The organism is Lentibacter sp., assembly GCF_029254145.1.
GTDB lineage: Bacteria > Pseudomonadota > Alphaproteobacteria > Rhodobacterales > Rhodobacteraceae > Lentibacter.
Window position 1 is genome coordinate 1 of record NZ_JAQWYD010000015.1, and the last position, 12,167, is coordinate 12,167.

Sequence of the window (12,167 nt, forward strand, 5' to 3'; positions counted from 1 at the left end):
CGATGATATCGTATTTTTCCGCCAGCTTGAGCGCACCTTGATAGAGCTGCGTGCCGCGTGCCGCCGCGTTCGTCTTCGTGTCTAAACGCAATGTCTCGCTCAGCGTTGCCGTCACAGCCGCCGCGCCAACAGGATGCGCAGAATAGGTATAACCGTGGAAAATTCCGGCCTCGCCCTTGGTGTCTTTCTCAAACACATCCGCCACAGCCTCGCTCATCAAAGCTGCGCCGACAGGGAAATATCCTGAAGTAATCCCCTTCGCCGTGCTCATCATATCGGGCTGCACACCCCAGTGCCGCGCACCGCTCCAGTGGCCTGTTCGCCCGAAGCCCGTGATCACCTCGTCAGAGATCATCAGGATACCATGTCGTGTGCAAATCTCGCGCAAAAGCGGCATCAGGCTTTCATGCGGCACAATAACACCACCCGCGCCCTGAATGGGCTCCATGATAAACGCCGCAATCGTGTTGGCACCCTGAAAGTTGATCTCGTCTTCCATCGCCTGTGCAATGAGTTGCGCCAGAACAGCCGGGTCCGTCTCATTAAACGGATTGCGGTAGGTATAGGGGCTCGGCAAATGGAAACAGCCAGGCAGAAGCGGCTCATAAGCAATGCGGAAGCGATTGTTCCCGTTCACACTCGCGCCGCCAAAATGCGTACCGTGATAGCCCTTCTTGAGGCTGAGGAACTTGGTGCGCGTCGGTTCCCCTTTGATGCGGTGATACTGCCGCGCCAGTCGCAAGCATGTCTCCACAGAGTCAGAGCCGCCCGATGTAAAGAAAACGCGCCCCATCCCGTCGGCCTTAAAGAACTCGCGCACGGCATAAGACGCCTCGATTGCTGTGGGGTTGGATGTGCCCGCAAAGGCCGAATAGTAAGGCAGCTCGTAAAGCTGTTTGGCAATCGCGTCTTTCACCACATCGTTGGAGTAGCCAAGGTTCACACACCAAAGCCCGCCCACAGCGTCCACAACTTCCGCTCCGTCCAGATCAGTGATCTTCACACCGTGCGCACTTTTGATAATCGTCGGCGGATGCTCAAGGCTGTCGCCCGGCGCACCCATCGGATGCCACATATGGCGTGCATTGTTCTCTTTGAGGAAGTTGTCGTCTTTCATCGCGCTCTCCATCGGGCTATTAAAACTGGACTCTACAAGAATTTGATCAAATCTAGCACGCCGCCCGATTCTGTCCAGCGCGATTACGTCCTGTAGCGCTCTACAAATGCTCTCAAGATGCGCTCAGGAACCGTCACGCTCGCTGCATGGCACATTGCAATCAGGCTTTCGGCCTCTTCTGGTGCAAAATACCCCTTATGCTTATAGATATTGATCCGCGCTTCAAACTCGGCCGCATCTGCCTCGGGGTGAAACTACGTCGCATAAACATTCTGCCCATATCGGATCATCTGGAATGGACAGCTTGGCGCCTCAACAAGATGCACACATCCCTCCGGCAAGCTTTGCAGCGCTTCCTTGTGGCCCACAAAAGCCTCAAACCGCTCTGGCAACCCATGACAAAGCGGGTCAGCGCGCCCTGCTTCAGTCAGCCGGCAATCTGCAGTGCCCACAGGCTCGCCATACCGCTCATTGCTGACGTTCTGCGCCAGATGATGACCCAGAACTCCGATTCCATAGCAACATCCCATAAACGGAAAGTCGCGCTCCGTAATCGCTGGCATCAACGACAGCACATCACGCTCGATCTTGGCTTCAATAGAGGTTTTTTCCTCGGGTGAGTCACTTACACATCCGGGCCCACCCCCAACAATCACACCTGAATAGTCACTCAAATTCAGTGTGTCAGGCAAATCTTCACAATCCAACCGCACGCGTCGTACCTCGTCAGGCCCAAGCCCTCCTTTGGCGCAAATCGCAGCAAACTCATTGTCTGCCGCCTCTGCCTCTGGACGCAGTTGCAAGATCAGAAAGGGTTTCATGGGCCATATCCTTTTGCTATGGCTCACTTGCATCGCCTTGACCCCAAAATGCAATCCCTTAGGTTAGTGCGACGCAACACGCAAAGGGGCTGAAAATAGCACAGCGCTGTCTCATAGTCGTAGACTACAAGCGCCACTGCGCACAAGCGCGAGGCCAATAAACTATGAAACCTCTTCTATCAGGTCTCATGGCGCGCCCCCGTCATTCTGGCGGTTCCTCGCGCGAAGAAAAGATTGCTAAGGCACTCACGGTTGATCTTTGGTGTCACGCCACAGAGCCTGCACATGTGCCAGCCTTTGCGCAGCTGCGCCGCAGCATTGCTTTAGAGCGCCCAGACATCACCTGCCTGATAACCACAGATGGCAGCCTCTCAATTCCTGATAGCCTTGATGCGTCGATCAACACAGCCGCGATCCCTCGTGAAGGAAACAGCATCACTGCGTTCTTCGCCCAACACGCGCCACGCCTCTGCCTTTGGGCTGGCGGCTGGATTAATCCAGCTCTCGCGCAAGAAGCTGACAAACGCGGCATCCCTCTTTTTCTGCTCGATGCCCATGCCGAAGGCTTTCAGACCAATGTCTGGCGAGGACAAGGTCTGTCACAGCGCCGCGCGCTCAGACTATTTTCTACTTTTCTCGCCCGCGACAGCGAGGCCGAAACAGCTCTGCGCAAAATGGGCGTAGAAACGGATGATATCTTTGTTGCAGGGCGCATGCAGCAAGGCATCCCAACTCTGCCGTGCAACGAAACGGACCTGAACGACCTCTCCGCAGCACTTAACTCACGCCCCTCATGGCTGGCCGCTTACGTGCGTGCAGAGGAGCTCGACATTGTCCTCCCTGCACATTTCAAAGCCAGCCGAGCAGCTCATAGGCTCTTGCTGATCCTCGTGCCCGATGACGAGAATGAATATGAAGCCTTCAAAGACGCCTTGGAGCAACACCAGCTGCGCTACACCATCTGGCCCGAGACAGACGGGCTAAGCGATGAAACAGCTCAAGTCCTCTTGGCAGAAGATCCGTTTGAGTTGGGCCTCTGGTTTCGCGTGTCTCCAGTGAGCTTCATGGGCGCGTCCCTTGTGTCAGGCCACGGTGGCCACAATCCCTACGCCGCAGCCAACCTTGGCTCAGCGATCCTTTATGGTCCGAATGTCGGCAAACATCTTGAAAGCTATTCCCGCTTTGCTGCAGCAGGCGGTGCGCGTATTGTGCGCGATGTAGATACACTCACAGCTGCTGTCAGTCAGCTTTCCGCTCCTGACCGTGCCGCTCAAATGGCCATGGCTGCTTGGGAAATTGCCACCGAAGGTGCAGATGTCACAGATCGCATCACGTCGCTGGTGCATGACGCCCTAGATCATCTGGAGGAAAGCTGATGCAAACGCCCCGCTTCTGGTTCCGCCCACGCAGCTGGCAGTCGGTGCTTCTTGCCCCTCTGGGAGCTCTTTACGCGCTTGGCACAGCGCGCAGATTGGCGCGTACAGAGACGGTCAATCTGGACACGCCCGTGATATGCGTGGGCAATATAAACGCAGGTGGAACAGGAAAGACCCCGACGGTTATCTACCTTGTTCAAGAGCTTCAGGCACTCGGGCATACCCCGGTTGTTGTCTCGCGCGGCTATGGCGGCGCTCTCCAAGGGCCTGTCTTGGTCGATCCACGCAGCCACACCGCCTCCGATGTCGGCGACGAGCCGCTTTTGCTTGCGGCCTTCTGTACTGTCGTGGTCTCCAAATCACGCCTCCAAGGCGCTGAGCGTGCCGAGCATGAAGGCGCAAGCGTGATCCTCTTTGACGACGGCTTTCAGGATCCTTCCGTTCACAAAGACCTTTCGTTTGTGGTTGTTGATGCCAAGCGCGGCTTTGGCAACGGGCACTGCATTCCTGCAGGCCCTCTGCGCGAACCAGAAAAAATAGGTCTCGCCCGCGCAGACGCCCTCATCACAATCGGCTCAGAGCCCGATCAAGCGCTCTTTGTCGCCCCCAAGTCGCCCCCCCGCTTTCATGCCGCCCTCGAACCCCTTCAAATGGGTATGGACTGGACGGGAACCCGCGTTCTGGCCTTTGCAGGAATCGGCCATCCAGAGAAATTCTTCACAACCTTAAAATACCTCGGCGCCGAGATCATTCACGCGGAAGCTCTGGCTGATCACCAGCCCCTTACGCCCGCCCTGATGAACCGCCTGAGCGCCGACGCCAAACGCCACAACGCCCGCCTCGTCACCACAGAAAAAGATGCCGTCCGCCTGCCCCAAGCCTTCCGACAGGAGGTGCTAACCCTCCCAGTGCGCCTAAAGGTCACAAACGCATCTGCGCTCAAGGGTTTGCTAGAGCAACTGTGCCCCTAGCCTTTTTTTTCTTTCTAAAAATATCCCGGGGAGCGCGAGGGGCTGGCCCCTCGCTTTGGTCGGATTGTGCGCAGCACAATTCGAAGCCGCTTACCCGTCCTCTCCCAGCTTTGGTGAGGGTCGTTTCAAGGCGAGTTCCGCATCTGAAAAAACAAATGGCGAGCGAACACTCGGGATACCATCAAGCTCGATCTGCATCCCACGCGCCTTCACGTGTGGATCATCAAAGACCTCCGCCATGTCATTGATCGGCCCAGCAGGAATCCCCTCTGCCTCACAGCCTGCAAGAAGCTCTGCCTTGGTCCGCTTCGCTGTCTCGGCCATCAATAACGCAATCATCGCGGGCCTATTCTTAACTCGGTCCGCGTTGGTCAAATAGTCCGAATGCTCTTTCATCCAGCCGAGATCCAGGAGATCGCAGAGCCGGCGATACTGCCCATCATTGCCTGTCGCAATAATGATATGCCCATCTGCACAATCAAAAACCTGATAAGGCGTAAGATTAGGGTGATAATTGCCCGTCCGTCCAGGAGGTGTGCCCGTGGTCAAATAGTTCAGCCCTTGATTGGCGGTCACAGAGACAGCCACATCCAGCAAAGCCATATCAAGATGTTGTCCCCGGCCCGTACGTTCGCGCCGATAAAGTGCTGCAAGCACACCAGCAACAGAATAGACTCCTGTAAACACATCGGTGATCGCGACACCCGCACGCTGTGGTTGCCCATCGGGCTCGCCCGTGATCGACATAAGCCCCGACATGCCCTGAATAATATAGTCATATCCCGCGCGGTGCGCATAAGGGCCCGTTTGGCCAAAGCCCGTGATCGAGCAATAGATCATCCGTGGATTGACCTCGGCAAGACTTGCATAGTCGAGCCCATATTTGGCCAAGCCTCCAAGCTTGAAATTCTCGATCAGAATGTCCGCATCCTTCACAAGCTCACGGACCTGCGCCTGCCCCTCGGGCGTGCGAAAGTCGATTACAACGCTCGACTTCCCACGATTACAGGAGTGGAAATACGACGCCGATTTATCCTCGCCACGCTCCACAAATGGAGGCCCCCACTGACGTGTGTCGTCGCCCTGAGGCGCTTCAACCTTGATGACATCTGCACCAAGGTCTGCAAGCGTTTGCCCCGCCCAAGGCCCCGCCAAAATCCGCGCGAGCTCAACAACCTTGAGGCCTTCCAGAGGTGCGCTCATAACTCAGTTACCGAGCTGTGCGTCGATCACTTCACGCAGCTTGGCATAGTTGTTGCCCGCCACACGATCCTCACCAATGATAAATGATGGTGTCGAATCAATCCCGTCAGCTTCTACATTGGCCTGATACCAAGAAATCAGACTCTGCGCCTTGTCCTGATCCTCAAGGCAGGTGTCAATCGTGTCTGATGACAGGCCAGCCACACGTGCAATTTTGCGCAGGCCGTCTGCCATTTGCACAGGATCACCGCCGCCCATCCAGTCGCGCTGGCCTTTATAGATCAGGTCCGTGATTCCGAAGAATTTCTCTTCCCCGCCGCAACGCGCAACCATAGACGCCCAGAGCGCAGCGCGGTCAAAATATACCTCGCGATAGGTAAAGTGGATCTTGCCTGTGTCGATGTAGTTGGCCTTCAGCTCCTTGAAGCCCTCGCGGTGAAAAGCTCCGCAATGGGAGCAGGTAAACGACGCATACTCGACAACCTTCACAGGCGCATCTGGGTTGCCCAAGGTCATTTCAGTGATCTCGGACACCGCCGCGTCACTCGTTTCTGCTACAGTTTCCGTTTCGGCTTCGGCTTGCGCTTGCGGCGCAACATCGACTTGCTTGGCGCCACCGCCGCTCATAGCGAAGAAGGCGGCCCCACCGCCAAGGATTGCAACCAGTGCAATAATAAGAATGTTGCGGTTCATAAAAAAATCTCTCTTCTAGCGTTTGTGTTTGGATAAAACGTTTTGGCCCAGCGCTTCAAGGGCCAGCCGCAAACTCTCGTTACCGACGTCTGCTGCTTGCGCCTTTACCTCTTGCACAACAGCAGGGTCGGGAGCCTTTGACGCAGCCTTGATTTTGCGATGCTCAAAATCCACGCGCCCCTCGGCAAAACCTGTCGCATGGGTCTGAGTGATCCGAATACTAGAGATCGCATTATAGCCGTAAACCGCATTCACCTTCTCGCGCAGCTTGGCTTTTTGCATCTCAAGAACAGGCGCATTTGCCCCCGTCGTGAGCAAACTCAAGGTCGCGCCAAAGCCGCCTTTGCCGTAGCTCATTTCGACAGGGCGGCTCATGCTGGCAATATCTGGGCCGGCAATTTCTTCCCAATGCGTCAAAAGTCGCGATACAGCAAAACCGCGCTGCTGGGACACAGCGTTGATACGCTCTCCCATCAAATTCGCCGCGCGCTTAAAGCCGCGGTTCCGCTTGGTTTGGCTTGCATCTTTGTTCATCAACGCCATGTTACCTGCGCAAAGGCTCCTTGGACAGAGCGATTGGCAAACAGGGAATAAACAATGCGTGAAACGGCGAAAGCCTCAGATCTGCTCGACTGGTATGATACCCACGCGCGCACCCTACCGTGGCGCACAAGCCCGTCTGACAGAGCCGCTGGCATCCTGCCTGATCCCTACGCCGTTTGGCTCTCAGAAATTATGCTCCAGCAGACAACTGTCGCTGCCGTCAAATCCTATTTCACTCGCTTTCTGTTGCTTTGGCCGACGGTTGAGGCGCTCGCCGAAGCGCGCGATGAAGACGTGATGGCCGAATGGGCTGGTCTTGGGTATTACGCCCGCGCGCGCAACCTGCTGAAATGTGCACGCGCCGTCACCGAACTGGGTGGCTTCCCCCGAACACGCGCCGAGCTTGAGGCCCTTCCCGGGATTGGCCCCTACACGTCTGCGGCTATTTCCTCGATCGCCTATGATCATCCCGAGACTGTGCTGGACGGCAATGTTGAGCGCGTGATGTCGCGGCTTTACGCTGTGTTAGAGCCGCTTCCTGATAGCAAAGAGACGCTCCGCGCCCATGCCGCTGGTCTGACGCCTGACCAGCGCGCAGGCGATTATGCCCAAGCTGTTATGGACCTCGGCGCAACGCTCTGCACGCCCAAATCCCCCGCTTGCGGCATCTGCCCGTGGCGTGCGCCCTGCACGGCCCGCGCCGAAGGAATCGCCGATACCTTACCCCGCAAACGCCCCAAGGCGGCCAAGCCCACTCGGCTTGGCATTGCTTATGTCGCTCGTCGCCAAGATGGCGCTTGGTTGATGGAGCGCCGCCCCGACAAAGGCCTCCTCGGCGGAATGCTCGGCTGGCCCGGAGCCGCTTGGGGCGATGAACGCATCGCGGCGCCACCCGTTGAGGCAGACTGGAAAAAGATCAACGCCGAAGCGCTTCACACCTTCACACACTTTCACTTACGCCTTGATATCCATATCGCAACTCTGCCCCAAGACGTCGAAATCGAGGGGCTGGAATTCGTGTCCAAGCATAGCTTTTCACCCAAGGCCCTACCCACTGTCATGCGAAAGGCATTTGACCTCGCGCAAAGCGCGTTCAACACTGCCTCGCAATAATTCTGCCAATTGTCCTGAGTAAAGGTTCGTCAAATGCTCAATGCCCAACAAGTCGCTAGTTTCAGCCGCGCCCTGCCCTTCTGGCTTTCGCTGACTCTCATTCCGCTTGCCTGGATCGGAGCGCTGTATGGCGGTTGGACAGTCGCTCTCCTGCCGCTAGCGACATGGTATCTGTTCTCTGGTCTTGATGCCGTCCTTGGCCTCAACACAGAAAATGCAGACCCTAACATTGGCGAAGAACATCTGACGGCCTACTCTCTCATCACCAAAATCTGGATCCCCCTCCAGTTTCTCACACTCTTCGGCCTGCTTTATTATGTCCCCCGCGCTGAGCACCTCGGGACGCTCGAAACCATCGTGCTGTTCTTTGGTGTCGGGGTGATCACAGGCACGGTCGGGATCAACTACAGCCACGAGCTGATACACCAGAAAAACAAGTTCGAGCGCTGGCTTGGTGATATTCTTCTCTCAATGGTGCTCTACTCGCACTTTCGAACAGAGCACCTGCTTGTGCACCACCGCTATGTCGGGACACCCCGCGACGCTGTAACAGCACGCTACAACGAAGGTTTTTACCGCTATTTCCCCCGTGTGCTTCGCGAGGGCCTAAGCTCTGCGTTCAAAGCCGAAAAAGAAATGCTCGCCCGCAAGGATCTGCCGTGGAGCGATACCTCCAATCCCTTCTTCCGCTACTGGGCGCTCCAAGCGGCGATGCTGCTTCTGGCGCTCATTGTCGGCGGTTGGATGGGTCTTGCGCTCTTTCTGTGGCAAGCTTTTGCCGCTGTCTGGCAGCTTGAGTTGGTCAACTACGTCGAGCACTACGGCCTGACACGCAAACATCTCGGCGATGGCAAATACGAGCACGTGATGCCTCATCACAGCTGGAACGCAGCGCACAAAGCCTCAAACTGGCTTCTGATAAATCTTCAGCGCCACTCCGATCACCACTACAAGCCAGACCGCCGCTTCCCGCTCTTGCAGAACTATGACGCGGCGCAAGCACCCCAGCTGCCCTATGGCTATCCACTGATGACAACGGCCGCGATGGTTCCACCGCTTTGGCGCAAGAAAATGAACCCACGCGTGCGCAAATGGCGCGAAATGTACTACCCCGAAATCACCGAGTGGAAGCCTTATAACAAGGCGACAAACCCGATGCCGCGCTAGGCCTCATTTTGCGGAAGATGCCCTGTCTTCACATAGATCAAACAGCCCTCATCCGACCAAGGCAAATGCTTTGAAAGGTGGGGGCTTCTGATCCAGCTTCCCGTAGGATAGCTACCATGCTCATCCTGAAACGTCCCCTCAATCACAAATATCTCTTCGCCGCCCCAATGCGCATGCTGGTTAAACTGTGTGCCCGCCGCCCAGCGCACCAAAGCAACGTTCTCACTCGCACAAGAATGTAGGGGCAAAACAGAAAGCCCCTCAACCATACCAGGGCGAAACGCGGCCGCGCGCGTATCAATCGCAAATTGCTCTTGGTCGTCGTCATCAAACTGATGCAGCTTCACAAGGATCGTGCAGCCCTCTTTTGTATGCGGTTTATGGCTCGTCCCGATCGGGTTACGCACATATGTGCCAGCAGGATAATCGCCTGTCTCATCCGAAAAAACACCCTCAAGAACAAGAAACTCTTCACCGCCACCATGGGTATGTGTGTCAAACTGCGAATCTGGCGCAAAGCGCACAATCGTCGTCGCCCGCGCGACTTCGTCACCGATGCGATCAAGCATCATCCGTTCGACACCAGCCGCAGGCGAAGATACCCACTCATAGTCCTCAGGACGCACAACCACCCGCTGTGAAAAATCCGCGTTAATATGCATCATGTCTCTCCTCAAAAGGCCTTAGCCATAGCTACCCTTCGAATGCGCCAAGGGGAATAGGTCCGCTCCGTCACATTCCCGTCAGCGCTATTTTTTACCCTTCTTCTTTGGCTGCTTTGAAATGCGTCCAAAGGTTCTGTCTCTCGCACGACGCGGGCTCAGGCTTTCCGAGTTAAACGCGTCTTCCGCGACAAGCTTTTTCCAGCGCTCCAAGCGCGCCTCACCAATCTCACCCGCCGCAAGCGCGCTCTTGATAGCACAGCCCGGCTCGCTCTCGTGCATACAATCCCGAAAGCGACACTGGGTGCTCAACTCTTGCAAATCAGCAAACAATTCGCCGAGCCCCGACGCCGCATCAGTAAGCTGCACCTCTCTCATGCCAGGCGTGTCCAGCACGGTGCAGCCGCTCACCAGCAAGTGGAGCTGACGGCTCGTTGTGGTGTGCCTCCCCCGTGCATCGCCCTCTCGGATGCCTTGGGTCTTGATCTCCTGACCGCCTGACAAAGTGTTGGTCAGCGTCGACTTACCCACACCTGATGACCCGATGAAAGCAACGGTCTTACCAGGTTTGCACCATTCGGCCAGTCTCTCGCGTGGCTCCTCGCCGCGCCCGTCAATAGCGAGCACAGGCACATCCGCCGAGATTGAGCGCGCTTGGTTAAGATAGCTTTCGACATCCTCCGCCAGATCAGCCTTGGTCAGCAAAATGACGGGCGAAGCCTTATCTTCAAGCGCAAGCGCAACATACCGCTCCAGCCGCGCAATGTTGAAATCATCGTTGCAAGACGTAACAATAAAGGTGGTATCAAGGTTCGCACCAATGAGCTGTACCTGCCGCTCAGGCCCCGGTGCGCGCCGCTTGATCAGGTTCTTACGCTCAAGCACCACGCTCTCGGCAGGCTCTTCAGCATTCAACAATATCCAGTCACCCACCGTAGCATCAGGCCGCGGCGGAAGGATCGTATCGATCCCCTCTCCCACGACATGATGACCGCTGCGATGCACTTCCGTTACTCTGACAGGCGGTGTCTCAGCCATCACGGACGCATCAGCTTGCTCTGCAAAGAACGGCCCCCACCCCAACTTTTGCAAAAGCGAAAGAGGCGCATTCTTTGGCCGCAAAGCCTCTGAGTCGTCGTGGGTCATTGAGGAGTGCTTTCCAATAGTGTTGCCGCCCAGTCTATATCAAAATACCGACAAAAAAAGGCCCCGCCTCTGGAGGAGGACGGGGCTTCAGTTAAAGTGCCGTGGAGTCAGGCCACAGGCACCGGCGGTGTTCGGTTACAGATAGAGCTCACCCGCTGGCTCAAATCTGAGCCATGATTTCGGGTGAATTCTCGTTTCAATTTAGTTGCGCATCTCTGCGCGGATCTGTTGGCGGAACAGTTCAATGGGAACTTGTTTGCCGTCCCGCTTGATGCTCCAGTAGGTCCAGCCGTTGCAGCTTGGTGCGCCTTCAAGATGCGCGCCCACTTGGTGAATAGATCCCTTGATATCGTCGCCAATCAGCGTGCCGTCAGCGCGCACTTTTGCCTTGTGGCGGCCATTAAGGGAGTAAAGCTCTTCGCCCGGGCGCAGCATTCCACGCTCCACAAGCTGACCAAAAGGCACGCGTGGCTCGCTGCGTTTGCTCACGCTCACTTCAAGCGCTTCCTTGTCAAACTTACGCACATTGGCGATCCGTTTTTCAGCAACCTTGCGGTAGGCTTCTTCGCGTTCGATCCCGATAAATTCGCGACCCAGCATCTTGGCAACTGCGCCAGTTGTGCCTGTGCCAAAGAACGGGTCCAGAACCACATCACCAACATTGGTCGAGCCAACAATCACACGGTGCAGAAGTGCTTCTGGTTTCTGTGTTGGGTGGGCCTTGTCGCCATTGTCGTCCTTAAGACGCTCGCCGCCATTGCAGATCGGAATGACCCAATCAGAGCGCATCTGAATACCTTCGTTCAAAGCTTTCAGAGCTTCGTAATTGAAAGTGTATTTGCTTGTTTCGGTTTTACCCGCCCAAATCATTGTCTCGTGTGCGTTGGTAAAGCGCTTGCCGCGGAAGTTCGGCATCGGATTTGACTTGCGCCACACCACATCATTGAGGATCCAGAACCCTTGGTTCTGAAGTTCGGCGCCCATGCGGAAAACATTGTGATAGGAGCCAATCACCCAGATCGCGCCATTCGGCTTCAGCAGGCGTCGTGCCGCAGCAAGCCATTCGCGTGTAAATTTGTCATAAACTTTGAAGCTGTCAAACTGGTCCCAGTGGTCATCCACCGCATCCACTTTTGAATTGTCAGGGCGATGCAAGTCGCCCTTGAGCTGCAAGTTATAGGGAGGGTCAGCAAAGATCAGATCAATGCTCTCCGCAGGGAGCGCGTTCATGCGCTCAATGCAGTCTCCGTCCAAAATGGTGTTCAAAGGAAGCGACACCGCGCTCTTTGCGTTCGTTTTCGTTTTCATTTTCTGCCTCATTCACGGTGCGTTTTGCACTCATTGGTTGAGGCCTA

At 56.0% G+C, this 12,167-nt stretch carries 11 protein-coding genes and 1 pseudogene; 4 read left to right on the plus strand and 8 right to left on the minus strand.

What is annotated here, in order from left to right; all coding sequences use genetic code 11:
- Positions 1–1,117, minus strand: a 1,117-nt coding sequence (locus P8O11_RS01740) for an aminotransferase class III-fold pyridoxal phosphate-dependent enzyme (RefSeq protein ID WP_300291004.1), incomplete at its 3' end; no start/stop codon positions are given.
- 83 nt (positions 1,118–1,200) lie between these two features.
- Positions 1,201–1,938: pseudogene (locus P8O11_RS01745) on the minus strand (glutamine amidotransferase).
- 164 nt (positions 1,939–2,102) lie between these two features.
- On the opposite strand from P8O11_RS01745, the gene P8O11_RS01750 reads away from it, so the two are divergent.
- Positions 2,103–3,314, plus strand: a complete 1,212-nt coding sequence (locus P8O11_RS01750) for a glycosyltransferase N-terminal domain-containing protein (RefSeq protein WP_300291006.1) — start codon at positions 2,103–2,105, stop codon at positions 3,312–3,314.
- Positions 3,314–4,285: a tetraacyldisaccharide 4'-kinase gene (gene lpxK / locus P8O11_RS01755; RefSeq protein WP_300291008.1), complete on the plus strand. Its 972-nt coding sequence runs from the start codon at positions 3,314–3,316 to the stop codon at positions 4,283–4,285. Before P8O11_RS01750 ends, lpxK begins: the two co-directional genes overlap by 1 nt.
- A gap of 90 nt (positions 4,286–4,375) precedes the next feature.
- Here the strand turns inward: lpxK and P8O11_RS01760 are convergent, their stop codons facing one another.
- Genes P8O11_RS01760 through P8O11_RS01770 form a run of 3 tightly spaced genes read right to left on the minus strand, consistent with a single transcriptional unit; the run spans position 4,376 to position 6,715 of the window.
- A complete protein-coding gene (locus P8O11_RS01760) occupies positions 4,376–5,488 on the minus strand; it encodes a CaiB/BaiF CoA-transferase family protein (RefSeq protein ID WP_300291010.1) in 1,113 nt (370 codons plus the stop codon).
- A gap of 3 nt (positions 5,489–5,491) precedes the next feature.
- Positions 5,492–6,181: a thioredoxin domain-containing protein gene (locus tag P8O11_RS01765; RefSeq protein ID WP_300291012.1), complete on the minus strand. Its 690-nt coding sequence runs from the start codon at positions 6,179–6,181 to the stop codon at positions 5,492–5,494.
- 15 nt (positions 6,182–6,196) lie between these two features.
- Positions 6,197–6,715 (minus strand): DUF721 domain-containing protein, encoded by a 519-nt coding sequence (locus tag P8O11_RS01770; RefSeq protein ID WP_300291014.1) that lies wholly within the window; start codon positions 6,713–6,715, stop codon positions 6,197–6,199.
- A 63-nt stretch (positions 6,716–6,778) separates the two neighbouring features.
- Here P8O11_RS01770 and mutY point away from each other — a divergent pair, with 63 nt between their 5' ends.
- Together mutY and P8O11_RS01780 are read left to right on the plus strand one after the other, a co-directional pair.
- Positions 6,779–7,837, plus strand: coding sequence for an A/G-specific adenine glycosylase (gene mutY, locus P8O11_RS01775; protein ID WP_300291016.1), 1,059 nt, complete (start codon positions 6,779–6,781; stop codon positions 7,835–7,837).
- 33 nt (positions 7,838–7,870) lie between these two features.
- Positions 7,871–9,004 carry an alkane 1-monooxygenase gene (locus tag P8O11_RS01780; protein ID WP_300291018.1) on the plus strand — a complete coding sequence of 378 codons (1,134 nt, stop codon included), beginning with the start codon at positions 7,871–7,873 and terminating at the stop codon, positions 9,002–9,004.
- Here P8O11_RS01780 and P8O11_RS01785 read toward each other — a convergent pair.
- The 3 genes from P8O11_RS01785 to P8O11_RS01795 form a co-directional block, all read right to left on the minus strand.
- On the minus strand, positions 9,001–9,666 hold the full coding sequence (locus P8O11_RS01785) for a cupin domain-containing protein (protein ID WP_300291091.1): 666 nt from the start codon (positions 9,664–9,666) through the stop codon (positions 9,001–9,003). The two genes, P8O11_RS01780 and P8O11_RS01785, sit on opposite strands and share 4 nt — an antisense overlap.
- A gap of 87 nt (positions 9,667–9,753) precedes the next feature.
- A complete protein-coding gene (rsgA, locus tag P8O11_RS01790; protein WP_300291020.1) occupies positions 9,754–10,812 on the minus strand; it encodes a ribosome small subunit-dependent GTPase A in 1,059 nt (352 codons plus the stop codon).
- Positions 10,813–11,013: 201 nt separating this feature from the next.
- A complete protein-coding gene (locus tag P8O11_RS01795) occupies positions 11,014–12,120 on the minus strand; it encodes a site-specific DNA-methyltransferase (RefSeq protein WP_300291022.1) in 1,107 nt (368 codons plus the stop codon).
- Between the last annotated feature and the right edge of the window lie 47 nt (positions 12,121–12,167).

Bases quoted from the DNA above. Each gene is read 5' to 3' on its own strand.
- P8O11_RS01750 (WP_300291006.1), top strand. From the start codon at position 2,103: ATGAAACCTCTTCTATCAGGTCTCATGGCGCGCCCCCGTCATTCTGGC.
- lpxK (WP_300291008.1), top strand. From the start codon at position 3,314: ATGCAAACGCCCCGCTTCTGGTTCCGCCCACGCAGCTGGCAGTCGGTG.
- P8O11_RS01760 (WP_300291010.1), bottom strand. From the start codon at position 5,488: ATGAGCGCACCTCTGGAAGGCCTCAAGGTTGTTGAGCTCGCGCGGATT.
- P8O11_RS01765 (WP_300291012.1), bottom strand. From the start codon at position 6,181: ATGAACCGCAACATTCTTATTATTGCACTGGTTGCAATCCTTGGCGGT.
- P8O11_RS01770 (WP_300291014.1), bottom strand. From the start codon at position 6,715: ATGAACAAAGATGCAAGCCAAACCAAGCGGAACCGCGGCTTTAAGCGC.
- mutY (WP_300291016.1), top strand. From the start codon at position 6,779: ATGCGTGAAACGGCGAAAGCCTCAGATCTGCTCGACTGGTATGATACC.
- P8O11_RS01780 (WP_300291018.1), top strand. From the start codon at position 7,871: ATGCTCAATGCCCAACAAGTCGCTAGTTTCAGCCGCGCCCTGCCCTTC.
- P8O11_RS01785 (WP_300291091.1), bottom strand. From the start codon at position 9,666: ATGCATATTAACGCGGATTTTTCACAGCGGGTGGTTGTGCGTCCTGAG.
- rsgA (WP_300291020.1), bottom strand. From the start codon at position 10,812: ATGACCCACGACGACTCAGAGGCTTTGCGGCCAAAGAATGCGCCTCTT.
- P8O11_RS01795 (WP_300291022.1), bottom strand. From the start codon at position 12,120: ATGAAAACGAAAACGAACGCAAAGAGCGCGGTGTCGCTTCCTTTGAAC.